26 protein-coding genes are annotated in these 24,687 nt (G+C 38.4%); 15 read left to right on the top strand and 11 right to left on the bottom strand.

From position 1 onward, the window contains the following. The first annotated feature begins 52 nt into the window (after positions 1–52). From VKY50_RS03240 to rodA, 5 genes are read left to right on the top strand one after another with little or no spacing between them, the layout of a single operon-like run. Positions 53–1,081 (top strand): rod shape-determining protein, encoded by a 1,029-nt coding sequence (locus VKY50_RS03240; protein WP_008612051.1) that lies wholly within the window; start codon positions 53–55, stop codon positions 1,079–1,081. Between the two features lie 9 nt (positions 1,082–1,090). After that, on the top strand, positions 1,091–1,912 hold the full coding sequence (gene mreC / locus VKY50_RS03235; protein WP_324298791.1) for a rod shape-determining protein MreC: 822 nt from the start codon (positions 1,091–1,093) through the stop codon (positions 1,910–1,912). Then, complete coding sequence (gene mreD, locus VKY50_RS03230) at positions 1,905–2,414, top strand: rod shape-determining protein MreD (RefSeq protein WP_324298789.1); 510 nt, start codon at positions 1,905–1,907, stop codon at positions 2,412–2,414. The genes mreC and mreD overlap by 8 nt, the downstream gene beginning before the upstream one ends. Beyond that, positions 2,411–4,357 (top strand): penicillin-binding protein 2, encoded by a 1,947-nt coding sequence (mrdA, locus tag VKY50_RS03225; protein ID WP_324298787.1) that lies wholly within the window; start codon positions 2,411–2,413, stop codon positions 4,355–4,357. Before mreD ends, mrdA begins: the two co-directional genes overlap by 4 nt. Further along, positions 4,350–5,627, top strand: coding sequence for a rod shape-determining protein RodA (rodA, locus tag VKY50_RS03220; RefSeq protein WP_324298786.1), 1,278 nt, complete (start codon positions 4,350–4,352; stop codon positions 5,625–5,627). Before mrdA ends, rodA begins: the two co-directional genes overlap by 8 nt. A 273-nt stretch (positions 5,628–5,900) precedes the next feature. Here rodA and VKY50_RS03215 read toward each other — a convergent pair whose 3' ends face one another. Beyond that, positions 5,901–8,093, bottom strand: coding sequence for a carboxy terminal-processing peptidase (locus VKY50_RS03215; RefSeq protein WP_324298784.1), 2,193 nt, complete (start codon positions 8,091–8,093; stop codon positions 5,901–5,903). 285 nt (positions 8,094–8,378) lie between these two features. Between VKY50_RS03215 and surE the strand changes: the two genes are divergently transcribed. The 6 genes from surE (at position 8,379) to VKY50_RS03185 (ending at position 12,091) form a co-directional block, all read left to right on the top strand. Then, the gene (gene surE / locus VKY50_RS03210) at positions 8,379–9,158 is read left to right on the top strand and encodes a 5'/3'-nucleotidase SurE (RefSeq protein WP_324298782.1); all 780 of its coding nucleotides are present in this window, start codon (positions 8,379–8,381) and stop codon (positions 9,156–9,158) included. After that, a complete protein-coding gene (locus VKY50_RS03205) occupies positions 9,148–9,432 on the top strand; it encodes a hypothetical protein (protein ID WP_324298780.1) in 285 nt (94 codons plus the stop codon). Before surE ends, VKY50_RS03205 begins: the two co-directional genes overlap by 11 nt. Before the next feature lie 17 nt (positions 9,433–9,449). Then, positions 9,450–10,562, top strand: a complete 1,113-nt coding sequence (gene lpxB / locus VKY50_RS03200; protein ID WP_324298778.1) for a lipid-A-disaccharide synthase — start codon at positions 9,450–9,452, stop codon at positions 10,560–10,562. A gap of 27 nt (positions 10,563–10,589) precedes the next feature. After that, on the top strand, positions 10,590–11,126 hold the full coding sequence (locus tag VKY50_RS03195) for a C40 family peptidase (RefSeq protein WP_324298776.1): 537 nt from the start codon (positions 10,590–10,592) through the stop codon (positions 11,124–11,126). 75 nt (positions 11,127–11,201) lie between these two features. Continuing rightward, on the top strand, positions 11,202–11,603 hold the full coding sequence (locus tag VKY50_RS03190; RefSeq protein ID WP_324298774.1) for a 2TM domain-containing protein: 402 nt from the start codon (positions 11,202–11,204) through the stop codon (positions 11,601–11,603). Then, on the top strand, positions 11,603–12,091 hold the full coding sequence (locus VKY50_RS03185) for a dihydrofolate reductase (RefSeq protein WP_324298772.1): 489 nt from the start codon (positions 11,603–11,605) through the stop codon (positions 12,089–12,091). Before VKY50_RS03190 ends, VKY50_RS03185 begins: the two co-directional genes overlap by 1 nt. Positions 12,092–12,097: 6 nt before the next feature. Here the strand turns inward: VKY50_RS03185 and murI are convergent, their stop codons facing one another. The 8 genes from murI to VKY50_RS03145 form a co-directional block, all read right to left on the bottom strand. Next, positions 12,098–12,886, bottom strand: a complete 789-nt coding sequence (murI, locus tag VKY50_RS03180; protein ID WP_324298770.1) for a glutamate racemase — start codon at positions 12,884–12,886, stop codon at positions 12,098–12,100. Positions 12,887–12,958: 72 nt separating this feature from the next. Further along, the gene (locus tag VKY50_RS03175) at positions 12,959–13,468 is read right to left on the bottom strand and encodes an OmpH/Skp family outer membrane protein (RefSeq protein WP_324298768.1); all 510 of its coding nucleotides are present in this window, start codon (positions 13,466–13,468) and stop codon (positions 12,959–12,961) included. A 67-nt stretch (positions 13,469–13,535) separates the two neighbouring features. Continuing rightward, on the bottom strand, positions 13,536–14,339 hold the full coding sequence (locus tag VKY50_RS03170; RefSeq protein ID WP_324298766.1) for an OmpH family outer membrane protein: 804 nt from the start codon (positions 14,337–14,339) through the stop codon (positions 13,536–13,538). Between the two features lie 124 nt (positions 14,340–14,463). Further along, a complete protein-coding gene (gene bamA, locus VKY50_RS03165; protein ID WP_324298764.1) occupies positions 14,464–17,043 on the bottom strand; it encodes an outer membrane protein assembly factor BamA in 2,580 nt (859 codons plus the stop codon). Next, positions 17,015–17,752: an isoprenyl transferase gene (locus tag VKY50_RS03160; protein WP_324298762.1), complete on the bottom strand. Its 738-nt coding sequence runs from the start codon at positions 17,750–17,752 to the stop codon at positions 17,015–17,017. The genes bamA and VKY50_RS03160 overlap by 29 nt, the downstream gene beginning before the upstream one ends. A gap of 10 nt (positions 17,753–17,762) precedes the next feature. After that, positions 17,763–18,449 (bottom strand): type IX secretion system protein PorG, encoded by a 687-nt coding sequence (gene porG / locus VKY50_RS03155; RefSeq protein ID WP_324298760.1) that lies wholly within the window; start codon positions 18,447–18,449, stop codon positions 17,763–17,765. A 110-nt stretch (positions 18,450–18,559) separates the two neighbouring features. Further along, positions 18,560–19,447: an NAD kinase gene (locus tag VKY50_RS03150; RefSeq protein WP_324298758.1), complete on the bottom strand. Its 888-nt coding sequence runs from the start codon at positions 19,445–19,447 to the stop codon at positions 18,560–18,562. A gap of 34 nt (positions 19,448–19,481) precedes the next feature. Beyond that, positions 19,482–20,138 (bottom strand): CBS domain-containing protein, encoded by a 657-nt coding sequence (locus VKY50_RS03145; RefSeq protein WP_324298755.1) that lies wholly within the window; start codon positions 20,136–20,138, stop codon positions 19,482–19,484. Positions 20,139–20,358: 220 nt separating this feature from the next. Here VKY50_RS03145 and VKY50_RS03140 point away from each other — a divergent pair, with 220 nt between their 5' ends. Next, positions 20,359–21,072, top strand: a complete 714-nt coding sequence (locus VKY50_RS03140) for a pyridoxine 5'-phosphate synthase (protein ID WP_324298753.1) — start codon at positions 20,359–20,361, stop codon at positions 21,070–21,072. A gap of 169 nt (positions 21,073–21,241) precedes the next feature. Further along, positions 21,242–22,492, top strand: coding sequence for an MFS transporter (locus VKY50_RS03135; RefSeq protein WP_324298751.1), 1,251 nt, complete (start codon positions 21,242–21,244; stop codon positions 22,490–22,492). Positions 22,493–22,538: 46 nt separating this feature from the next. Here VKY50_RS03135 and VKY50_RS03130 read toward each other — a convergent pair whose 3' ends face one another. Further along, positions 22,539–22,913, bottom strand: coding sequence for a rhodanese-like domain-containing protein (locus tag VKY50_RS03130; protein WP_324298749.1), 375 nt, complete (start codon positions 22,911–22,913; stop codon positions 22,539–22,541). Positions 22,914–22,993: 80 nt separating this feature from the next. Between VKY50_RS03130 and VKY50_RS03125 the strand changes: the two genes are divergently transcribed. After that, positions 22,994–23,557: a sigma-70 family RNA polymerase sigma factor gene (locus VKY50_RS03125; RefSeq protein WP_324298828.1), complete on the top strand. Its 564-nt coding sequence runs from the start codon at positions 22,994–22,996 to the stop codon at positions 23,555–23,557. Then, positions 23,550–23,801 carry a hypothetical protein gene (locus VKY50_RS03120; protein WP_324298747.1) on the top strand — a complete coding sequence of 84 codons (252 nt, stop codon included), beginning with the start codon at positions 23,550–23,552 and terminating at the stop codon, positions 23,799–23,801. Before VKY50_RS03125 ends, VKY50_RS03120 begins: the two co-directional genes overlap by 8 nt. On the opposite strand, the gene VKY50_RS03115 is transcribed toward VKY50_RS03120, so the two are convergent. Continuing rightward, positions 23,753–24,610: a UbiA prenyltransferase family protein gene (locus VKY50_RS03115; protein WP_324298745.1), complete on the bottom strand. Its 858-nt coding sequence runs from the start codon at positions 24,608–24,610 to the stop codon at positions 23,753–23,755. The two genes, VKY50_RS03120 and VKY50_RS03115, sit on opposite strands and share 49 nt — an antisense overlap. Between the last annotated feature and the right edge of the window lie 77 nt (positions 24,611–24,687).

Genomic DNA, 24,687 nt, shown 5'->3' with positions numbered 1-24,687 from the left:
TTATTATAGAGCCCTTTAAAATAGAAATAACCTATTAATACAATAATTATTCATGGGATTTTTTGACTTCTTGACCGAAGAAATAGCCATTGATCTTGGAACTGCGAACACCTTGATTATACATAACGATAAGGTGGTGGTAGATAGTCCATCAATTGTTGCTAGAGACCGAATGACGGGGAAAATCATAGCTGTTGGGAAAGAGGCTAGTATGATGCAAGGTAAAACCCATGAAAACATCAAAACAATACGTCCACTAAAAGATGGCGTTATTGCTGACTTTGATGCCTCTGAGAAGATGATCAACATGTTCATCAAGGGCATTCCAGCACTGAAAAAACGCTTTTTCCAACCCACTCTAAAGATGGTTATCTGTATTCCTTCTGGGATCACAGAGGTAGAAATGCGTGCGGTTAAAGAATCAGCAGAACGTGTAAATGGAAAGGAAGTATACCTTATCCACGAACCAATGGCCGCAGCCATTGGTATCGGTCTAGACATCATGCAACCTAAAGGAAACATGATCGTCGATATAGGAGGAGGAACCACAGAGATCGCCGTGATTGCACTTGGAGGAATCGTATGCGATAAGTCTGTGAAAATAGCTGGAGATGTATTCACCAATGACATCATCTATTACATGCGTACCCAACACAACCTATATGTTGGAGAAACTACCGCAGAGAATATAAAAATAGCCATTGGCGCAGCCACTGAAGACCTAGAAATTCCGCCAGAAGAAATGAGTGTTCAGGGTCGTGATTTACTTACAGGTAAACCAAAACAAGTGCAAATTTCTTATAGAGAAATTGCAAAAGCCCTGGATAAATCTATTTTACGTATCGAGGATGCGGTCATGGAAACATTATCCCAGACCCCACCAGAGTTAGCTGCAGATATATACAATACTGGAATTTATTTAGCAGGAGGAGGCTCCATGTTAAGAGGACTAGACAAGCGAATCTCGCAAAAGACAGATCTACCAGTATACATTGCAGAAGACCCACTCAGAGCCGTAGTAAGAGGTACAGGAATTGCTTTAAAGAATTTAGAGAAATACAAACCTATCTTGATAAAATAAAACAGGTGAATGCAACAAATAGTCAATTTTTTAATAAGGCATAAAACCTTTATTACATTTTTTGTGCTCTTTTGTTTTTCACTTTTTCTTGTAATTCAGTCACATTCTTATCACAATACAAAGTTTGTAAACTCCGCCAATTGGGTTACCGGAAGTATTTATAATACAACCAACAGCATAGGAGATTATCTGTATCTTAAACAATACAATCAACAATTAATTAAGGAGAATAGCTATTTAAGAAAACAGCTTTTAAATAGAGGGGTCCCCATAACGGACAGTCTTATCGATTCGGATTCTCTGAATCTAAAATTTAAAATTCGTCCTGCCTCCATTATTAAGAACAGTTATAACAAATTAAACAACTACCTTCTAGTGGATAAGGGAAGCTCCGATAGTATCGTCCAAGATATGGGGGTGATTACCAGTCAAGGAATTGTAGGTATTATCGAGAACACCTCTACGGGATATGCCAACATTCAATCGGTTCTCAATACATACTCCGAGATAAACGCCGCTATAAAGAACACTAATAATTTTGGATCCCTAAAATGGAATGGGGAGGATTTTAATGTCGTACAACTGGTAGATGTACTGCGATCAGCCCCTATTAAAAAAGGCGACACCATCATCACTGGAGGGATGTCTAGTATATTCCCAAAAGGAATACTCATTGGAACGATCAAAGACTTCTCCTTAGATGCCTCGGAGAATTACTATCTTATCGATGTGGATTTATTTAATGATATGACCACCTTAGACCAGGTCTATATATTAGAAAACTTAAATAGAAAAGAAATTTTAGAATTGGAAAATAGCCTCAATGAATAAAACTGTCTTTATAAATACAGTCCGTTTTTTGGTTTTAGTGCTATTCCAAGTAGTACTATTTAACCACATTAACTTTTTGGGGTACATCAATCCATATATCTATATTTTATTTATTGTATTCTTCCCCTACAATAAGGACAATCGAATCTTTTTCATTCTATGTTGCTTCCTCCTTGGGCTATGCATTGACATTTTTAGCGATTCCGGAGGGGTACATGCGGCTGCATGTCTTGTCATTGGGTACTTAAGGCCAATGATGATGCGCTTTGTTTTTGGATTGAGTTATGACTATTACAGCATCAAAATTGAGAAGACCCATTTTGGACAGCGTATCAACTACCTTCTTATCTTTATTTTAACACATCATCTAATCCTTTTCTCTTTAGAGATTTTTAGTTTTGCACACATTGTATTGATCTTGAAAAAAACGGTTTTTTCTGCAATATTCACCCTACTTTTGTGTTTAATTTTCATCTCATTATTTAGCAGGAGGAGTTCATGAGAAAATTACTTTTAGCTTTTATTATTATCCTAACTACGTTTGTCTATTTGGGTAGGCTGGCCTATCTGCAATTAATAGATAATAGTAGCCAAAATCCATTGGATGATACCGCGATAAAGGCAGTTTATGATTATCCTGAACGAGGTCACATTTACGATAGAAATGGCAAGTTATTGGTAGATAATCAGCCCTCTTATGATGTGATGGTAATTCCAAGAGAAGTCAAGCCACTTGATACCTTAGAGTTCTGTACCCTTTTAGATATTACAAAAGAGGATTTCGATAAAAGATTTAGAAAAGCAAACAACTACTCTCCTCGACTCCCGTCGGTTTTTGTACAGCAATTATCCAAAAAGGAATATGCCGTACTTCAAGAGAAAATGAGAAAGTACGAGGGCTTTTATATTCAAAAGCGATCCCTTAGACATTATATCACCCATGTAGGCGCCAATGTCCTGGGGTATATCAGTGAGGTCAACGAGCGAGATCTTAAAAACAACACGTACTATCAATCTGGTGAACTCATTGGTCGACAAGGTGTTGAAAAACAATACGAAGCGGTTCTAAGAGGCCGTAAAGGGGTCAAGTTCATTCAGAAAGACCGCTTTAACAGAGTGATCGGTTCATATAAAGGAGGTATTTATGATACCTTGCCAGTACCTGGAAAAGATATTCAGTTAACAATCGATATTGACCTTCAAACCTATGGAGAAAAATTAATGCAAAATAAACGAGGTGGCATTGTGGCCATTGAGCCCTCCACTGGTCAGATCTTAACTTTAGTGACAGCACCTTCCTATGATCCAGCACTACTGGTTGGGAGGGAGCGATCTAGGAACTACACCAAACTCTATTATGACTCCATAGCAAAACCTTTATATGACAGAGGTCTTATTGCTTTATATCCTCCCGGGTCTCCATTTAAAGCAATAAATGCCCTTATTGGCTTGCAGGAAGGAGTCATTGATGAAAATAGCACAGTGGTGTGTAATGGTGGGTATCACTACGGACGTGGCGCCTTTATGCGTTGTCATTGTACCTATGGAAGTATCAACGATATGAATCGTGGGATATACAGATCCTGTAACACTTATTTTGCATCAACTTACCGAAAAATAATTGAAAAATATCCAAGCGCTGCAGAGGGACTTAATGCGTGGAATGAGCATGTAAAGAGTTTTGGACTTGGGGATTTCTTAGGTTATGACCTTCCCATTGGAAAAGCAGGAAGAGTCCCAAGTGCCGCCACCTATAATAGTATTTACGGAGAGAACAGATGGTTTGCCACCAATACCATTTCCAACGCCATTGGTCAAGGGGAAATACTCACCACTCCTATCCAACTGGCTAATCTAACGGCTATCATTGCAAATAGAGGATCTTATTACACCCCTCATATCATTAAGAAAATCGAAAACGATACCATCGCACACGATTTTATCATAGAAAAGCACACCACCATAGACCCAGAGAATTTTGAACCGGTGGTCCAAGGAATGCACGATGTTTATGAAAAAGGGACAGCGAGATTCTTAAAGATTCCTGGAATTGAAATAGCGGGAAAAACAGGTACCGCTGAAAATTTCACCAGAATAGAAGGTAAACGCGTGCAGCTGACCGACCACTCTATTTTCGTGGCCTTTGCCCCTGTGGATAATCCAAAAATTGCAATTGCTGTATTTGTAGAAAATGGTTATTGGGGAAGCCGTTGGGCGGGTAGAATAGCTGGACTAATGATTGATAAGTACATAAACGGCACTGTTCAGAGGACCGATTTGGAAGACTATATACTTCAAGGCAGTTTACTTGAAGAATATGAAAAACCACTTGGTGGAGAATCCTTTTTTATAAACGATGGTAAAACCTACAATGAGTGGCCTAAACCAAAAGAAGAAGAGGTTTCTCAAAACAAGGCAATAAACACCCCAACAGCCGATGAATAATTTTATAAAATCTATAGACTGGTTTAGCATTTTGCTATATACCTGCCTTGTATTTATAGGTTGGATAAACATTTATTCAACGACCTATACATCCGATCATCAAGGACTGATGAACCTCGACACTTTCCACGGGAAACAACTGATGTTTATCATCGTTAGTTTCTTGACCATTGTAATTACCCTTGCTATAGAAGCCAAATTTTATGAACGTTTCTCTAGTGTGATCTATTTAGTTACCATCGTATCATTAGCAGGCTTGTTTTTATTTGGTAAGAACATTAACGGAGCTACCTCTTGGTATGCCATTGGTGGGATGACCTTGCAACCCTCCGAATTCGCAAAAGTAGCTACTGCACTGGCACTGGCTAATTTTGTAAGTGATATTCAGACAGATCTCAATAGCTTTAAGGATCTTTTAAAAGCTTTTGCCATTATATGCTTACCAGCACTACTGATAATTCCACAACCAGACCCTGGAAGCGCCCTGGTTTACTTGGCTTTTTTCTTTGTCCTCTACAGAGAAGGTTTATCGGCCAACTATTTGCTTATCGGGGTCTTGGGAGCCATTATTTTTATATCCACTCTCTTATTTGGCACCCTATGGGTAAGTTTAATCACGATCGCCATACTCACCATTTGGTATTTGATTTATAAGAAAAGAAAACGGAAGATTTCGATCTTTAGGCTTGTCATTATCACTATAGTTACCATAGCGGTTTCTTATTCGGTATCCTTTGTATATGACCATGTGTTTGAACAACGCCATCGTGATCGATTCAGCCTATGGTTACGATTGGAACATGACCCTTCAGAATTGGATCATATTAGAAAAACCATTGGTTATAACACCTATCAGTCGGAATCTGCCATTGGCTCTGGTGGATTTAGCGGAAAAGGTTTCTTAGAAGGAACAAGGACCAAAGGAAATTTCGTACCAGAACAGCACACTGATTATATTTTTAGTACCGTAGGAGAAGAATGGGGCTTTTTAGGTAGCACGCTGGTGGTACTCCTATTCGCCGCTTTAGTTCTACGGGTGATCTTTTTGGCAGAGCGACAGAAGTCGTCCTTTAGCAGGATTTATGGTTACTCCGTGGCATCGATCCTATTCTTTCATTTTGCCATTAATATTGGAATGGTCATTGGTCTATTGCCTACTATTGGCATACCGCTGCCCTTCTTTAGTTATGGCGGTTCAGGTCTTTTAGGATTCACCATGCTCTTGTTTATATTTTTAAAACTCGATGCCAACCGCATCAATGAATGGTAAGGGATCGTTTAGCGATCGAATTTAACAGACCAAAGTATTTACCGTGCATATTTGCCCCCCGTAGAAAATTACTTTTTAAATTGAGGAGATCCCCTTTTCTTGCCCTTTCACTTTCTTGGGTAGATTCATATGCGCTTTCCTACCCAGGATTTGATAGACCAATATTTTCCTTTGTAGACCATATAATAAGCAAGATTATTACTTTAAACCAAGAAAAAACCGCATAATTCATATAAACTATGCGGCCTTCCCATCAATAAAAGTCTAGAATTTTTAATCCCTTATTCGAGCGACCTTTCCACTTTTCATGGTACTTAATTTTAAATCCTCAAGTACATGTATCGCTTCTTCAATATACACATCTTTTGACAAATTTTTATGCCAACGCTCTCTCTTGGCCTTTAAAGTAGTGTCTTGTGCCATTAATTCCTTCTCGTAGGCAAGTGAAGTAAAACTCAGATCGGTCTGATACTCAGAAATCTCTCTAAATCGTTTCATTACCTCTTTATCCTTCTGAGCTTCTAGCTTATAGGCCTCTATATTTAAAGGATATACTTTTTCCTCTTGTTGTTCTTTGATCCATTGTGCATTTTCATCGATCAACTGAAGTTGCGGGTTTTGAGCCATACGCTCTTTACTTTTCTCAATAGTAAGATCATAATCAATATACCCACTCCATTTTTCATACGGCGCAGGCTCTATCTTATCCCACGGAAGTGGATTGTCTTGATCCTTTTCACCTATATCCGTATAGCTGTATTTATCTGGCACAACCACATCACTTTTAACGCCCTCTAGCTGTGTTGATCCACCACTGATACGGTAAAACTTCTGAGTGGTCACTTTAAGCGCCCCAACATCACCAAATTCATTGCTTCCCCTTAAGAACTGGTTCAGATTGATGATGTTTTGAACCGTACCTTTACCATAGGTTTGTTTACTCCCTAGTACAATAGCCCTTTTATAGTCTTGCATGGCAGCAGCCAGGATTTCGGACGCAGATGCCGACAATTCGTTCACTAATATCACAAGAGGACCTTCCCATTGTATCCGTTTATCTTTATCCGATAATACTTCTTTTTTCTTACCAGTTGATTTGACTTGAACAATAGGTCCTTCTTTGATAAAAAGTCCTGCCATGTCAACAACCGTTTTAAGGGATCCACCGCCATTGTTTCTCAAATCAAGCACAAGACCTTCCACACCAGCTTCCTTCATTCTTTCTATTTCTTTGGCAACATCAGAATAGGCATTTCTTCCATCATAATCTTCAAAATCAATATAGAACTTAGGCAAGTTAATCACTCCAAAGATGCGACCATTCTTCTCAACGATGGAAGACTTTGCATAGGACTCTTCCAATTCCACCACATCCCTTATGATCGGAATCTCAACAATGGAACCATCCACTCGTTTCACGGTGAGCAACACTTTGGTCCCTTTAGGACCTTTGATGAGTTTTACAGCATCCTCCAATCGCATTCCAACAATGCTTACGGGTATTTCACCTTCCTGACCCACTTTAACAATTTCATCCCCTACCTCAAGGTCATCTCCACGCCACGCGGGACCCCCTGAGATAATTTCAACGATTTTAATATGGTCACTTTTCTTCTGAAGCCTTGCACCAATACCTTCGAATTTCCCAGACATACTGGTATCAAAACGCTCCTTTTCCTCTGGGGCAAAATACACCGTATGCGGATCAAAGCCACTGACAATGGCATTCAGATAAGCCGAAAACCAATCTTCACGGTCCAGATCTTCCATAAACTCAAAATACTCCCCAAGGGTTTTAAGCGTGGCCTCCCTTGTTTTTTTCTCCAATGCCACTGGATCATCAGTTGGCATTTCGCTACTATCGATCCCTTCTTCAAATTCCACCGCCTGATCTAAGGCAACTTTATCGTCATAGGTTTCACTACCTAAGGAATCTTCTGCACTTTCCAATGCAGAAGCATAACGCTCAAGAGTAGAGAACTTTAGTTGTTTTCTCCAACGCTCCCATCGCTCTTCTTTGCTTTTAGCATACCCCAAATTGTCATAATCAACATTTATAGTGTCATCCTTGGAATAATCAAATGGAGTCTCCAAGACATCCTTATACATTACCGAGGCCTCATCCATGCGTTGCATCAATCGCTCATAGGTCAAGTTGAAAAAGCTGATATCTGAGGTTTTAATCTGATCGTCAATAGCCTCACGATAGGCGCTAAATTCATCAATATCGGATTGTAGAAAATAACGCTTTAAAGGATCTAAACTCTCTATATAATTATCATAGACCTGCCGTGAAAATTCGTCATTAAAAGTCTTTGGGTCAAAATGACCGTTTTCCAATACATACGTAATAAGATCTATAAGAAGTTTGTCCTTATCAGGATTATCAAACGACTTATTAGTAAAACTACACGATGCAGCCGAGATAAGTAATACGGCCAATAGATACACTAAATTCCTTTTCATTTATTATTTTTTTTTTACAGAGATTCTTATTTCTTCATTTTTTCAATGGCCTACACTCTTAACCATTATCCCTGTGATGCCTCCAATATAAGAAAAAACTTCTGTGTTAAAGTAATTCTTACCTTCATAAGATTTGCTTTTTGGCAATATCATGGCAAAAGGACGACTAAATTAAAGAAAATATTGTGCCAAATACCTAAATATCAACTAATATTTTGTTAAACATCTAAGTTCCTCCAATGTACTTTAATTTGATTATTTTAGCGACATTAATTATGTACTAAAATGAAAAATAAACCCTTAATACTAGTGACCAATGATGATGGTATTACTGCGCCAGGACTACGAGCGCTTATAGCGGTAATGAATCAACTTGGCGATGTGATTGTAGTAGCACCTGATAGCCCACAAAGTGCAATGGGGCATGCTATTACTTTAAATTCAACACTATATTGCAGTCCTATCACCATAGATGAGAAAGATATACATTTGGAATACAGTTGTAGTGGCACCCCTGCAGATTGTGTCAAGCTCGCTGTGAATGAAATACTTAATCGTCCACCCGATATTTGCGTAAGCGGTATTAATCATGGATCCAACTCCTCCATTAACGTCATTTACTCAGGAACTATGAGTGCTGCCGTTGAAGCAGGAATTGAAGGGATTCCAGCTATTGGGTTTTCACTATGTGACTATTCTTGGGAAGCTGATTTTGACGCCGTCAAAGACTACGTTAAAACCATTACTGAAAATGCGCTTAAAAACGGTATCCCAAAAGGAGTGGTTTTAAATGTTAACTTTCCTAAACTAAAGAAAAATGACATTAAAGGGATTAAAATATGCCGCCAAGCTAAAGCACGATGGATAGAGTCTGTAGACAAAAGAACCAATCCTATGGGAAGAGATTATTACTGGCTTTCTGGAGAATTTGTCAACCAAGACAAAGGGGAGGACACCGATGAATGGGCATTAGAGAATGGTTATGTCTCTGTTGTTCCTGTACAATTTGACTTGACAGCACATCACACCATACAAGATTTAAACACTTGGGAATTTGATCATTAGAAAAGAAATTATCACCGGCTTTATCGTAGGTATTATAGCCAACATTGTTGGAACACTAGGTTATATCTTAATTTTTTCAGATCTTTCTGTTGCTACCAGCCTACAACTCGCTAGAGAAGAAGGTCACATAGGTAGTATCCTAGCCTTAGGTGCCTTGTTAAATCTAGCGGCATTTTTTGGCTTTATTAAACTAAAACGGGATCACAGGGCAAAAGGCGTATTAATTGCTACCTTTTTAACTGCAATAATAATCTTGCTGCTAAAGTTGTTTTGAATTTAAATTAGAAGATCGTGAAATACTATATCATTGCTGGAGAAGCATCAGGCGACTTGCATGCCTCCAATTTAGTTAAAGCACTTAAAACTATTGATGCTAATGCTGTCTTTAGAGGATGGGGAGGTGATCTGATGAAAGATCAAGGGGTAACACTCGTTCGCCACTATAAAGAACAAGCCTTTATGGGTTTTTTCGAGGTGCTACTGAATTTGAGAAAGATCTTCTCTAATATCAAATATTGCAAGCAGGATATTGAGAAGTTTCAGCCAGATGCACTAATCTTTATCGACTATTCTGGGTTTAATTTACGTATTGCCAAATGGGCAAAACCAGCGGGCTTCAAAACTTTTTATTACGTATCACCTCAAATATGGGCCTCCAGAGAATCAAGAATTGAGTCCATCAAAAGAGATATCGATGAAATGTTTGTTATTCTTCCCTTTGAAAAGAAATTTTATGAAGAAAAACATAACTTCCCAGTTCACTTCGTCGGCCATCCATTACTCGATGCTATTAATAACATCCCCCAGATCACCCCTGATCAGTTCCGATTGGAAAACAATTTGGACCAACGGGAAATTATCGCCTTATTACCAGGGAGTAGGCAACAAGAGATTTCAAATATGCTCAGTGTTATGCTTAGTATTGTAGATGATTTTAAACAATATCAATTTGTAATCGCGGGAGCACCGAGTCAGGATTTCCAGTTTTATGCACACTTTATCAAAAAAAGCAATGTCCAGTTTTTAAGTGGCAAAACTTATGAATTACTGAGTGTCTCCAAAGCTGCACTTGTTACCAGCGGAACAGCCACCCTAGAAACTGCCCTGTTCAAAGTACCAGAGGTGGTTTGTTATAAAGGAAATTGGATCAGCTATCAAATTGCCAAACGCATTATTACCTTAAAATACATTTCCCTTGTCAATTTAATTATGGACAGAGAGGTGGTTAAGGAACTTATCCAATTAGATTTTAATTCCAAAAACCTCAAAATAGAATTGGAAAAAATTCTCAGTGAAGAAGTTCGCAAGAAGATGTTTTTAGATTATTTTGAGCTCGAACAAAAATTAGGTGGAAATGGCGCAAGTTTAAAGACAGCGCAACTGATTTATGATAAAATTTCTTAATTTGCCCACCAAGCCCAAAATAATAACATGAGATATTTATTTATTGCCATACTACTTATTACCCTTATCGGATGTAAATCCAAACAACGGTCGATATCCGTTTCCGGAACCACTTCACAGCAAGAAACTGCACCTACAAGTGATCCTAAAAATGACAGGATAAAACCTGGAAAAGAATCCAAAAAATCCAATGCCATTATAAAAACTGCCATGGCCTATAATGGAACCCCTTACCGATACGGCGGAACCACAAAAAAAGGAATGGATTGTTCAGGACTCGTTTATATCTCTTTTAAAGAGCATGGGATTCCGTTACAACGTGTATCGGCCAAGATGGCCAAACAAGGCAAAAAAATAAAGCTGAAAGAAGTGCAAAAAGGGGACCTTTTATTTTTTACCACCAGTAAAAATAGAAGGAGAATTAACCATGTAGGACTCGTTGTCAGTACTCGTGGCGGCGATATTGAATTTATTCATTCTACCACCTCGAGAGGCGTTCTGGTGTCTTCCTTAAGTGAAGGTTACTGGAATTATGCATTTGATCATGCCAGAAGAATTCTTTAACACTCTTAAGGGAACTTAAATTAATTTTATCGAGAATAGGTTGTATTTTGTAACTTTAGTAAAAATATCAGCACTATGTTTTCTAAAAAAGACCCAAAGAAGCTTCTAGAGATCGATATAGACCAGCACGAACTGATCGAAACTGCACAAAGTAGGATTCGACAAAAAAAGCGCTTGTATTATCATTTTGTACTCTTTCTATTAGGAAGTATATTTATGATCGTAGCCAATAAGTTTTTAAACTATTATGTGGAATACAATTGGTTTGTATGGGGGATTTGTATTTGGGCTTTTATTTTTCTTTTACATTTGATCAATGTCTTTGTCACCAATAGATTCTTGGGTAAAGCATGGGAACGTGCACAGCGTGAAAAACTCGTCAATCTTCAAAAAAATAAACTAGCCAGCATTCAAGAAGAGATCGAACGAGAAGCGGCGAAACAAGCCAGTACTAAACCTAAAAATCCATTACCTTAATGATTACTATTATAGCCGCTGCAGCCGAGAATAACGCCCTTGGAAAGGACAATGATCTGGTTTGGCACCTACCGGATGATTTTAAAAGATTTAAGGAACTTACCAGTGATCACCATATTATCATGGGACGTAAAACTTTTGAAAGTTTACCCAAAGTTCTCCCCGATCGCACCCATATTATCATCACCCGCAGAGAAGACTACAAGGCCGTAGGTAATTGCATCGTGGTACACAGCTTAGAGACTGCCTTAAAAGCAGCTCAGAGTGACCCACAACCCTTTATTATTGGTGGTGGAGAAATCTACAGACTAGCCATAGGAGTCGCCGATAAAATCGAACTCACTCGTGTGCATACCACTGTTGAAGCGGATACCTTTTTTCCAGAAATTGATCCAAAGAAATGGGAACTTATAGCAAAAGAACATCACAGGGCAGATGATAGGCATAAATACTCCTTTAGCTACCTTACGTACTTAAAAAGGAAATAAGGTGATTTAAAAATCAATTTGTTCAATGATTTTATTGGCAGGATGCGCGCTTAAAAAGCGCCGCATAATACTAGAGTCTTTATTGGTGTAAAAGGTAAGCGTTGGCTTTTCCTCTCCCAGGTTGAGAAGCTGATGCTTCTCTAGAATACTTTTAGTGTGTTTCGCTACTGCATTGGCGGCATCAATGATCTTGACCTCTTTGGGAAGAATTTCTTCCAATTGAGGGCGTAAAAAAGAATAATGCGTACAACCAAGCACTAGATAATCGATTCCAGCACGGATCATCGGGTTCAAATACTTCCGCAGTAATTCCCGCATCTGATCGGATTCCATTTCTCCAGCTTCAATTAAGTTAACAAGTCCATCGCCGAATTGCTCGATCACTTTACGGTCCTTAGCATACAAGGCAGCTGTTTTGGCAAATAAACTACTAGCCAAAGTTCCTCTTGTGGCTAGCACGCCAACTACGCCTGTTTTAGAATTTAGTGCCGCTGGTTTTATAGCCGGCTCTATACCGATTATTGGAACACTGTAAGATTGGCGCAGAACCTCGATGGCGTTGGTAGTGGCAGTATTACAAGCTACGACCACTATTTTACATCCTTGCCGTAGCAGATAATCCATATTCTTTTTACAGAGCTGAATAATTTCACTTTGAGGACGTTGTCCATATGGCGCGTATTTACTATCGGCCAAGTATAGCATGGACTCCTCGGGCATCAGATCATAGAGGGCTTCCCAAATGGAAAGTCCACCAAGTCCTGAATCAAATATACCAATGGGGTTAGCGCTCACTTGTTTATAAAATAAAAAAACTGCCTATGTAAATATAGACAGTTCCTTACATATTATACTAAAATTTAAGTCTTAAAATCCAAGTTCTTTTTTAACATCAGCTAAAAGATCTTTACCATCAGCCAAAATAACTCCAGAGCCACTAGAGGAATCTAATACATAATCAAAACCTTGAGCTCTACCTACTTTTAAGATAGCTGCATTTGCTTTTTCTAGAATTGGTTTTAACAGCTCCATTTCTTTTTGACTAAGCTCCTGTTGTGCTTGCTGTTGCGCTTGCATAATGTTTTGTTGCATTCCTTCAACTTCCTGTGCACGTTTTTGGTTCTCTTCTTGAGTTTGGGTAGCAGCCTCGGCCTGATAGGTCTTCATTTTACTTTGAAGTGCCTGATAACTTGCGTCAATATCAGTTTTATATGTACCCTGTAGTTTTTGTAATTCTGCTTGTGCAGCCTTCATCTCTGGCATATCCTGCACCAATTGCTGTACATCAATATGAGCTACCTTACTCTGTGCGCTAGCAAAACCTACTGAACATATGGCCAATACAACCGCAATTACTAATGATTTAAACTGTTTCATGGTTTTTAAAAATTTCTAAATTGTTTTTACTTATTAATTAATTGACAACGTCGTGGTCGTTTCCTTTCTAATTTGAATTTTTCCGCTCTTCTATGAGCCTGGCTCGTTCTTCCAATTTCTCTTGTCTTTTAGCCTCTCGTTCTTCTAACATCTTCTTTCTTCGTTCTTCATATGCTTTTTTACGCGCTTCAATCTCCTTTAGCTTTTCAGCCCGTCTTTGTTCAATCTCCGCTGCCCTATCCTCTTTCTTTTGCTCATAAGCTTGTTGGCGCTCTCGTAGCTCCGGATCTAGTGCTGCCTCCTCGTACTGCTCTAAAGCACTGTTGTTACTTACGCCACCTCTTTTTCTAGTGGCATTGATACTTCGTAATACCTGATCACTAATATCAAAACGTTTATCGGAGTACAACATAACAACATCAGCAGAATTATCAAAAACAAAATCAAATTTTTTGTTTGCTGCAATTTCCTGGACTGCATTAAATACTTGATCCTGTATTGGTTTAACCAATTGACTACGCTGACGCACTAAATCCCCTTGAGGCCCAAACCTATCTTGTTGATAGTCCTTCATCTGAAGCTCTAAAGCATTAATTTCATCTTCACGTTCCTGTACGAGTTCTTTGGTGAGCAACACCTTCTCTGCAGCAAGATCGCTACGCATTTGTGCAATACTTGCCTGCTGCTGCTCTACCTCCATCTTCCACTTCTGAACCCTTTTAGCTAATTGCTCGTTAGCCATTTGGTACTCTGGAACTTGCTCTAGGATATAATCCATATCTACATATCCAATACGAACACCTCTTTGTGCATTTACACTAAAGCTCCCAACAAATAATAACAATACTAAAAGAACGGTAGTTGGTTTCATGGTCTTAGGTTTAATTACATACAGAATACGAAGAAACTAAAAATATTTTATATATCAAGTATTCCTTGTATTCTTCGACCGAAAAACAGCAACGACTTATATATAGAAAATATCGTGCCAAAATTTAAAACTGCTGACCAATAATAAAGTGCGTTTGCCATCCACTGGGTTCAACCTCTCCAGGAACTGGATCAAATCCATATCCAAAGTCAATCCCCAGGAGTCCAAAGGCAGGCATAAAAATACGTACACCAAGACCTGCAGATCTTTTTAGATTAAACGGATTGTATTGACTAAAGGTATCATAAGCAGAACCGCCTTCTACAAATGTCAATCCATAAATAGATGCTGTCGGCTTTAAGGTAATTGGGTATCGAAGTTCCAACGAGAACTTATTATACACTGTAGAACCGTCAATACCTGATAACGATTGATTTGGATACCCTCTTAAAGAGATATTATCCCTTCCGTCCAATGTATAATTCCCTAAACCATCTCCTCCTAAGAAGAAGCGCTCAAATGGAATCACTCCTCGTTGATCATTATAAGCTCCTAAAAAGCCAAATTCGATTCCTGTTTTCAAGACGAGCTTCGCGACAATGTTGGTATACCAGTTTCCGGAAAACTTAACTTTATAGAATTCTTGCCATTTATATTTTTCCTGATCAATTTTAGGTTGATCTGGCACCACCTGATTCTGTGAGTTGATCATTTGATATTCTGGATCATTCGCTAAATTTCCATAATCAATATTGTTAAACAGTGAATAAGGTGGACTGAGCTTTAAACTAATATTCCACTCCGACCCTCCCAATGGGAAGATTGGGTTCACATATGTATTATTTCGACTTAGCTGAATGGTATATGCAAAGTTGTGCGAATATCCGTTTCCAAAAGTAAACAACGAGGTGTTGTAGTTTTGAAGATCATAGTGCTGGTAACTCAAAGCATGCGATAACTGGAAGTGATCATCAGGCCAACGCAATCTTTTCGCAAGACCAACGGTAGCACCAGTGATTACAAAACGTTGATCCTTATCAGCATCTCCCGTTCTTGGGTTGTATCTAAATTGTAAAGTTCTGGAAATGGAAGTGGAGAACTGCACTGGTTTCTTCCCTCCTAGCCAAGGTTCTACAAAAGAGAAACTATAGGTCTGAAAAAATCTACTTGCCTGTAAACGCAACGATAATCTTTGACCATCCCCCATTGGAACTGGCTTGTATTCTTCGCCATTGAAAATATTTCTAATGGAGAAATTATTAAAAGAAAGCCCTATCGTTCCGATGAATCCACCACCACCGTATCCTCCCTGAAGTTCAATCTGGCTAGATCCTTTTTCAGTCAAGGCATAGTTGATTCCAACAGTACCAGCCTCTGGATTGGCATCTTTAATTTCAGGGCTAATGGTTTCAGGATCGAAAAACCCTAATTGTCCTAACTCTCTAATGGTTCGAACAACATTCTCTTTAGAGTATAATTGTCCAGGACGCGTTCTAAGCTCTCTGTAAATCACATGGTCATTAGTTCGCTCGTTTCCAGAAACACTTACTTCTTGGAAATAAGCCAATTTCCCTTCCACAATACGCACTTCAAAATCGATGGTATCATTCTTTGCAGAAACCTCTACTGGGTTCACTTGTGAGAACAAATATCCATTGTTCTGATACAAGTTCGCAATAGTATTCCCGTCAGGCTTGGTGTTATCTTCAATTCGCTTGTCAAATAAAACACCGTTGTAGACATCTCCCTTTTTAAGTCCTAGGATTCTACTTAGTTGCTGATCTGAATAAGCTGTATTACCTACAAAGTCGATATCTCCAAAGTAATATTTATCACCTTCCTCTAAGGTTACATCTATATCGATCGTTTTTTCATTTTGACGAATAACGGTATCTGCTATGATGCGCGCATCACGGTAACCGTTCTCTTTATAAGTATCAATCACCGAAGTTAGATCCGTCTCAAAATCTTCTGGAATAAATTTCGATTTTTTCCAAAATCGTCCAAACACCTTCTGCTTGGTATTCTTCATAGACTTTCTAAGCTTCCTATCACTGAGCTTTTCATTTCCGTGAAACTCGATTTTTCCAACTTTAACTTTTTCACCTCTATCAATAGAAACAACCATTTTAAGGGCATTACTGGTCTCAAGTGTATCGGCCTCAATGGTATTAATATTAACTTTGGTATTTAGGAACCCTTCTTTTTTGTATTTATTAGTAAGATACGTCTTGGTATTGGCAAGGAAACCTTCGGTTACTTTCTTACCTTTTTTAAGATCGGCCTCCTCAATAAGATCCTCTACCTTTCTTTCTTTAATACCAGTAATCTTTACATCTGCTAGGACAGGAAGCTCAACAACATTGATCTCTAGAAATATCTTATCACCTTCAATTTTAGTCTTGTAGATATTAATGTCACTAAATAAATTAAGTCCCCAAAGCTTACTAATCACATCACTGATTTGCTCTCCCGGCACAGTAATTTTTTGTCCGATTCTCCATCCGGTGTAACTTATAACACTTTGGTCATTATACGTCTTTACTCCAGTAACTTCAATACCTCCGAGAATGTATTCCTCCCCCTTATCAAAGGTCGTATCCTGTGCACTTGCGTATTTCGTAAAAGTTAGTAGTAATAAAAGGATACCCAAATATCGCTTCCACATGATATTCTTAGTTAAGTTGTTCGCTTGTCTTTCCAAATCTACGTTCTCTGTTTTGATAATTTACAATCGCCTCACACAAGTGCTCTTTGGTGAAATCTGGCCAAAGTGTATCGGTGAAGTACAATTCCGCATAAGCTATTTGCCAAAGTAAAAAATTGCTTATCCTGCACTCTCCGCTTGTTCTGATCAACAAGTCCACATCTGGCAAATCATGCGTGTAAAGATGATTATTTATAATCGATTCATCAATAGAATCAGGAGAAATTATATTATTTTTAACTTTGTTACTTATCTGAACTATGGCATTTTTAAGCTCTTCCCTCGATCCGTAACTTAGCGCTAAGGTGAGTGTCATTTTTGAATTTTTCTCGGTTTTCTCAATCACTTCCATCAATTCCTTTTGAGCTAGTGAAGGTAAACTATCAAGACTGCCAATAGCCTTAAGTTTAATATTATTTTTAACCAAGGTACTTAATTCCTTTCTTAAAGAAGACACTAATAAGCGCATCAATGTTTCGACCTCACGTTTAGGTCGACTCCAATTTTCGGTTGAAAAAGTGTACAAGGTTAAATTTTCGATCCCCAAAGATCCGCATGCTTCAACGATTTTCTTTACCGTCTTAGCACCATGTTCATGACCGAAAACTCGGAGCTTCCCTTTTTGTTTGGCCCATCGTCCATTGCCATCCATGATAATAGCAATATGCTTTGGTAAATTATCTTTATTAATTATATCTTCATTCATTATTAATCAATCAAAAACAGCTATAACACGACTCTTTTCCAAAGGTATAGGTGAGCGTGATTCCAGAAAAAACATACCAGTCATCACTTAAAACATTCCCTAGCCTTATCTTATTCGCATCGCTCGGGTAACTCCCATCCAAATTATCTGTAAAGGTATATCGCACCCCTACCTCGGCTCCTATTACAAATCGTGTGTTAATTTTAGCTTTCACACCCAGTGCCATCGGGATGGCAAAAGTAATTTTTTTACCGTCTCTAACCGCAGTGTCATCACTGATACTTGTATAATATATATCTTGATACCACAATATAGCCCCTCCTCCATATATATATGGTGTCACAGACCTTGAAAACGGCCCTAGATCAAACTCCCAAAAATTATACTCCATTCCCAAGGCTCCTTCATAAATTTGATTCGAAAAATCTAAATTTCTATTAAATCTTCCCTGCGTATCGGCATCCTTATCCGAGGCTTTTAATTGTGAGGCAGTGAGTGAAGCTCTATAAGCATAACGTTCACTGACATTCCATTTAAACACACCCCCAACGGCTAAACTATTGGGGTTTATATACCTAGAAGAACCGACATCACCGATGTAGTTACTTCCTCCCACAAATCCACCAATCTCAAACATCTGCGCATTCGACAAGCTTGTGGACAGTATAAATAGTATGGCTAAGTTTCTAAAGTTCATACCTTTCAAAGTTTGCAAATATATACATTCTGATATTTTATATGCAGTAAGTGGCTATTTATATGCTATAAAATTATCATGGTCTGGTTAATAGTGTTCATGAAGCGCTCTTAATTACGTCTATCTTCACCCCAGAGTAATTTTTGTCTGAGGGTCTTTAAAAAACTCTCGTCCCTTAATTGTATCAATTTAATATTAAAGGGCGCTTGCTGAATATAAACATCAGTATCGTTATTTAAGGTCGCTATGCGAGAATCCAAAGATATCAAATATTGATCTTCTCTTCCTGAGACCCTTAATTGCACTTTAGTTTTATCAGGGATAACTAATGGACGCGCATTTAAATTATGTGGTGCGATGGGTGTTAACACAAAAGCATCCGTGCTAGGCGCAATCACTGGCCCGTTACAACTCAATGAATATCCTGTTGATCCTGTTGGGGTTGCAAGAATAAGCCCGTCAGCCCAATAAGAGGTTAAATATTCGTCATCAAGCCAGGTGGCAATGGTAATCATGGAAGTCGTGTTTTTTCGAACCACGGTAACCTCGTTCAGCGCAAAGTTCACCACGGTTTGATCTGCAATACTTCCATTACTGGTACTTACCTGTAATAAGGCACGTTCTTCTACCTCGTATTTACCCTCGAGCAATTCCTTCATGGCTTTTTCCACGTCATCCTTTTGCACAGTGGCTAAGAAACCTAACCGACCTGTATTAATCCCAAGGATTGGTATATTTAGATCTCGGACAAAAAGAACAGTACTTAACATGGTACCATCCCCTCCGACACTTAAGAACACATCAAATGAATCATCGAGATCCTCAAAACCAGAAAAAGTCTCATAGGCTTGTTCCACTTTTAGAAACGTTCTGAGCTGTTTTAAATAGTTAGACTCGATATGAACCTCTATATTATTTTTTTGAAGAAAGTTGAGCAGGTTGGTGACACAGTCTTTGGAGTCCTCTTTATAATATTGCCCGTAAATACCTATTTTCATTTATCCAATGTTGTTAACACAAGCGTTATTATAATCATATTTCAAGAAATTTATTCAAATAATCCGAGCGTTCCTTCAATCCTTCCACATAGGTGTCCTCCTCAATACCCACTACGATCTTATAACTGTACCTTCTAAAGGTCTGTAGAATTTCAGAAAGGCCGCTTCCTCCTATTTTCATGGTGATTTGAGCAATATCATCTTTATCCTCTGAAATAAAGGCACCTAATAGTTTTGCATTGTTACTTTCTACGATTTGAGAGACTTCACTAAAGGAGTAATCTTTATGCCCTTTTTCCACAATCAAAACCGCCCCTGGTTCATTTAAAAAAGGGGTTTCTTTAAACAAACTCATAATATCGATGAGTTCATAATAACCAACATAGTTATTGTGCTCATCTAGTACAGGCATGACATTGGCGTTAAATTTAGCAAATGCCTCTAACACATCAATCCAGTTGGTGGTTTTACGCACAAAAAAAAGATCCAAAACGTATAAATAATCACTCATCCGCTTATCGGGATCAAAACCTTGCACATCATCCTCTGAAATAAGCCCAAGCAATTTGTGATCTTCCACAAGTGGAATATGCGTATTGGTACAAACGGAAAACATTCCAAGTACCATTTTTACCGGATAATTCGGCAGTAATGGCAAAACGTCATTATTTATATAGGAATGTAAATTCATCACAATGATATTGAAATGCAAATTAATGATTTTCTGTTGAAATATTGCAGGCTTTAGTTTGTATTTTAAAGTTTTCAGGTAAAAGCTCCCCTTGGATATATACCCTGATTTTATAGCCTGTTAGAAATAAGGTGAAAAATCATATTTTTAAGTATCTTCGCATTCCATATTCTAGGTACCAAAAACACTTTTTACCAGTGACCTTATTAAGATTATCCTTATGACAAAGTTAAGCGTTAACATCAATAAAATAGCAACCCTTCGTAATTCACGAGGTGGGAATGTACCTGATCTTTTAAAAGTAGCCCGAGACATTGAGTTATTTGGAGCACAAGGCATCACAGTTCACCCAAGACCAGATGAACGTCATATCCGATACCAAGACGCCAGAGATCTTCCTGGGGTGATTACTACGGAATTCAACATCGAAGGAAATCCTATTGATGATTTTATTCAGTTGGTTTTGGAAGTGAAACCTGCGCAGGTCACCTTGGTCCCAGATGCAGAAGATGCTATTACTTCCAATGCAGGATGGGACACGCTAAAACATAAGAATTTTTTAACCGAAATCATTCAAGAATTTAAGCACAACAACATTCGTACCTCTATCTTTGTAGACCCTGATGTTGCCATGGTTCAAGGGGCAGCTCAAACAGGGACGGATCGCATCGAACTATATACGGAGGGTTATGCAAAGGCATTTGAAAAAGGCGATAAATCAGCGATCAATCCCTACATAGAAGCGGCTCAAATGGCAGAAGAAATAGGCTTAGGACTAAACGCTGGTCATGATTTGAATTTGGATAACACCGCTTTTTTTAAACAAAATATTCCAAACCTATTAGAGGTCTCTATAGGCCATGCCCTTATAGCAGAATCCCTATATCTGGGATTGGAAAATGTCATTCAAATGTATCTGCATCGTTTAAAGTAAGCAACACCTTTTTATGAAATATCTTTGGCAAACAGATTAATTTTTTGCCAAAGTTATAGCGATCACATTCTTATCATTACCCTTTTTTTACTTCGGTATTTATAATGGTTCTTCCAAAGCAACCTTAACACGCCATCTGCATCCTATAAAAACTTGTTTTAAAAAAGTTATGTCAGCGGTCAAAAATACATGGAAACGCAATTTCGGGATTATTTGGGCAGGGCAGTTTATGTCCCTAATCAGTAGTTCCCTTGTAAATTTTGCAATCATTATCTGGTTAAGCGTTGAAACTGGTTCTGCCGAGGTGTTAGCCTACGCCGCTATTGCCGCTTTACTACCACAGTCCATTATAGGGCTGTTTTCAGGTGTTTTTGTGGACCGTTGGGATCGTAGAAAAACAATGATTCTTTCTGATGCCTTCATAGCATGCTGTACCTTAATCATTGCACTTTTATTTCATTACGGGAACGCTGCTTTGTGGCTGGTCTATACCCTTTTAGCATTTAGATCTGCGGGTTCAGCATTCCACATGCCTGCAATGCAAGCTGCCATTCCAATGCTTGCTCCCAAATCTGAATTACTGAGAGTTGCGGGCATCAATCAAATAATCCAATCGGTTTCTAATATAGCTGGCCCAGCATTAGGAGCCTTAGCAATCGGACTTATGGACATCGCATTTGTGATGTATATCGATATAATAGGAGCTGTATTTGCCATAGTTTCCTTACTATTGGTTCAAGTACCACATCCAAAACAAACAGACTCAACAACTATAGAGACAAGACAGCTCGTGGTTGATATGTTAATGGGCTTACGGGCGATTACCTCTGATAAAGGAATTTCACTCTTGTTTTTGTTTTCCATCCTAGCCACCATTTGTATTATGCCGATCGCTGTATTATTTCCGCTGATGACTTTAGAACATTATAACGGGGAGCCCTTCCACATGAGTGTTGTAGAGGCTAGTTGGGGTGTGGGTATGCTCATTGGCGGTGGTATTCTTGGGATCCTAAAATTAAAAACAAACAAAGTCACCTTAATCAATTACACCTATGTATTGATGGGATTTGCTTTTGCTATTTCTGGCCTATTACCATCCTGGGCTTTTTGGATCTTTGTTTTACTGACCACTCTATCTGGTGTAGCAGGATCGGTCTACAATGCGTGCTTTACTGCCATCATACAAGAAAACATTGACCCTTTACTCCTTGGAAGAGTTTTCGCTATGTTTTTTAGTATTTCTCTACTCCCTTCATTAGTCGGCCTATTGGGTACTGGCTTTTTGGCGGACACCGTTGGAATCAATATCACCTTTATCATTTTAGGCGCTGCCATTATATTGATTGGAATCTTTTCATTTTTCTGCAAAGTCATGTTACCACTAGGGTATCAAAACAACTTACCAGCGTCAGATAGTTAAGAATACGCATTATGGTACAACAATTCAGACCTCTCAATCACCATCCCTAATTTTCAGGGCACGGCTTGCCACCTTCTTCAGTATAGGCTACATACCCCCCTTCAAGATTGGTAATATTTTCAAAACCAAGTTCCTCAAGCAAGCTCGCCGCATTTTTACTCCGCTTTCCAGTTCGACAGTAAAGGTAAATTGGCGTGGTTTTAGAAAGCTCCTGAATCTTATCCTTAAAATCTTCTGCTTTAAAATCAATATTCAACGCATCACAAAGGTGTCCCTGATCAAATTCCTCTGGAGTTCTTACATCCACTAAAACGACCTCCTTATGAGCATCACCATCCCATGTTGCGATAGCGACAGACTTAAACTGCGCACTCATCAGGTAAGATGATACTAAAAAAGCCAAAAGAACATGATATTTCATTTTCGCCAAATTTAAATTTACACCTTGCAAAGGTACTATTTAAACTTTTTATTTTACATTTGAAGGAAACTATTACAACCGTGCCAAAACACAAGTTAAATCCTTCTAAATGGGTTGATCTCTACGCAGACTACCTATACAATTACACAATTTCCAGAGTAAATGATACCATCATCGCGGAAGATTTGGTACAAGATACTTTTTTGGCCGGTTTAAAATCCGCAGAAAACTTCAAGGGGGAAGCCGCCGAACGCACCTGGCTTATTTCCATTTTAAAAAGAAAAATCATCGACCACTACCGAAAAATCAACTCCAATAAAGGGAAGGCAGAGGTCAAGATGGATTTAAACTTTGATAGTGAACAGGAAGGTTCTTGGCTCGAGCAAAAAGTAGCTGACAATTATGACCTAAACGCAGAGGATGCTTTACAAAACAAAGAACTAGGATTAGCCATTCAAGATTGTTTAACAAAACTTCCTAAAAAGCAAGCGGAAGTCTTTATCAAGAAAACCATTCAAGGAATGGATACTGAAGATATTTGTAAAGAATTGAATATCACAGCGTCTAACCTATGGGTTATCATCCATAGAGCAAGAACAAACTTAATGGAATGCTTGGAAAATAATTGGTATAAAAATGAGTAAAAAAAAGAACACGCTTTTGGTCTCCTGTGAGGAGGCGAAACATATTTGTGACAAGATGCAGTATGGAGAAGCGACTCTTCTCGAACGATTGAAATTAAGGTTTCGAATCATGTGGTGTAGAGCTACCAAGTCTTACTCTAAAAAGAATTCTGATTTAACGCAGCTCTGTAAAAAAGCAAAAATTAAGACCTTGGATCAGGAAAAGAAAGTAGCGATGAAGCGAAAAATTGATGATTTCTCGTAAACCAACAGCAACCCTATCCACCACACTATTGGGATGCCCTCAACAAAAAAACTCGCATAATATCTGGACTGGTTCTCTTTGGTAAAACCAAGGGCGAGAAGCAACAATAGGGCAATGCCCCACTCTACATAAAGACTATTGGTATTTAATTCAGGCCTCAACAGGCCAAATACTACAAAAAACACCAACAAAATTACCCCTAAAAAAAGGGAACCATTAATACCGAGAACCTGAGGTATGGTTCTTAAATCGGGTTCGTCAAACTTAAGATCTCTGATTTCAAAGGGAACCATTAGGGCAAGAATAAATAAAAAGCGCTGTACCAAATCAATTAACACTTCATCGGTAATAGGTACCTGGTTATTTAAAAGCGGTAGCAATACAGTGGAGACAGACCAGGTCAAACTCACCACAAAAGCCTTGATCCCTTTTAAATTTCTTAGATTTTTTTTTGTCGTCATAGAAGGCACTACATATAAAAAAGCTACCAGAATTAGTGCTGCCGCAACGAACACTGTTTTTAAGTTCAACTGGCTCACATAGTACATTGCAATAAGTGCACATGAGAAATTAAAAAGTTGGATCAACTTAAGGTATTTCTGCTTTACAAAAAGATAATGTTTCGCAAGGGAAGCATATTTGATAAAGCCGTACTCTACTATGGTACCAAAAAACAAGGCTAAACTTATTGGCTGATCATAATCAAGGCCATACTCCATCAAGGTCACCTGTACCAGTGCATATACGCCCAAAGCCACGTGTATATTCGCATCAAGATAAAAGTTAAAAAGCTTCTTTAACCATTCCATTTTCGAGAGGTCCCACAAAGTTTATAACTTCCGAAAAGTTGTTTAAAACTTTCATTAAAGGCATTTCAAAAGTACTT

The sequence above is a fragment of the Galbibacter sp. genome (assembly GCF_035306585.1).
Classification (GTDB): domain Bacteria; phylum Bacteroidota; class Bacteroidia; order Flavobacteriales; family Flavobacteriaceae; genus Galbibacter.
This window is presented reverse-complemented; position numbering and strand designations above follow the sequence as displayed.

Coding starts and splice junctions, on each gene's coding strand:
- VKY50_RS03240 (WP_008612051.1), top strand. CDS start 53: ATGGGATTTTTTGACTTCTTGACCGAAGAAATAGCCATTGATCTTGGA.
- mreC (WP_324298791.1), top strand. CDS start 1,091: ATGCAACAAATAGTCAATTTTTTAATAAGGCATAAAACCTTTATTACA.
- mreD (WP_324298789.1), top strand. CDS start 1,905: ATGAATAAAACTGTCTTTATAAATACAGTCCGTTTTTTGGTTTTAGTG.
- mrdA (WP_324298787.1), top strand. CDS start 2,411: ATGAGAAAATTACTTTTAGCTTTTATTATTATCCTAACTACGTTTGTC.
- rodA (WP_324298786.1), top strand. CDS start 4,350: ATGAATAATTTTATAAAATCTATAGACTGGTTTAGCATTTTGCTATAT.
- VKY50_RS03215 (WP_324298784.1), bottom strand. CDS start 8,093: ATGAAAAGGAATTTAGTGTATCTATTGGCCGTATTACTTATCTCGGCT.
- surE (WP_324298782.1), top strand. CDS start 8,379: ATGAAAAATAAACCCTTAATACTAGTGACCAATGATGATGGTATTACT.
- VKY50_RS03195 (WP_324298776.1), top strand. CDS start 10,590: ATGAGATATTTATTTATTGCCATACTACTTATTACCCTTATCGGATGT.
- VKY50_RS03190 (WP_324298774.1), top strand. CDS start 11,202: ATGTTTTCTAAAAAAGACCCAAAGAAGCTTCTAGAGATCGATATAGAC.
- VKY50_RS03185 (WP_324298772.1), top strand. CDS start 11,603: ATGATTACTATTATAGCCGCTGCAGCCGAGAATAACGCCCTTGGAAAG.
- VKY50_RS03175 (WP_324298768.1), bottom strand. CDS start 13,468: ATGAAACAGTTTAAATCATTAGTAATTGCGGTTGTATTGGCCATATGT.
- VKY50_RS03170 (WP_324298766.1), bottom strand. CDS start 14,339: ATGAAACCAACTACCGTTCTTTTAGTATTGTTATTATTTGTTGGGAGC.
- VKY50_RS03160 (WP_324298762.1), bottom strand. CDS start 17,752: ATGAATGAAGATATAATTAATAAAGATAATTTACCAAAGCATATTGCT.
- porG (WP_324298760.1), bottom strand. CDS start 18,449: ATGAACTTTAGAAACTTAGCCATACTATTTATACTGTCCACAAGCTTG.
- VKY50_RS03150 (WP_324298758.1), bottom strand. CDS start 19,447: ATGAAAATAGGTATTTACGGGCAATATTATAAAGAGGACTCCAAAGAC.
- VKY50_RS03145 (WP_324298755.1), bottom strand. CDS start 20,138: ATGAATTTACATTCCTATATAAATAATGACGTTTTGCCATTACTGCCG.
- VKY50_RS03140 (WP_324298753.1), top strand. CDS start 20,359: ATGACAAAGTTAAGCGTTAACATCAATAAAATAGCAACCCTTCGTAAT.
- VKY50_RS03135 (WP_324298751.1), top strand. CDS start 21,242: ATGTCAGCGGTCAAAAATACATGGAAACGCAATTTCGGGATTATTTGG.
- VKY50_RS03130 (WP_324298749.1), bottom strand. CDS start 22,913: ATGAAATATCATGTTCTTTTGGCTTTTTTAGTATCATCTTACCTGATG.
- VKY50_RS03120 (WP_324298747.1), top strand. CDS start 23,550: ATGAGTAAAAAAAAGAACACGCTTTTGGTCTCCTGTGAGGAGGCGAAA.
- VKY50_RS03115 (WP_324298745.1), bottom strand. CDS start 24,610: ATGGAATGGTTAAAGAAGCTTTTTAACTTTTATCTTGATGCGAATATA.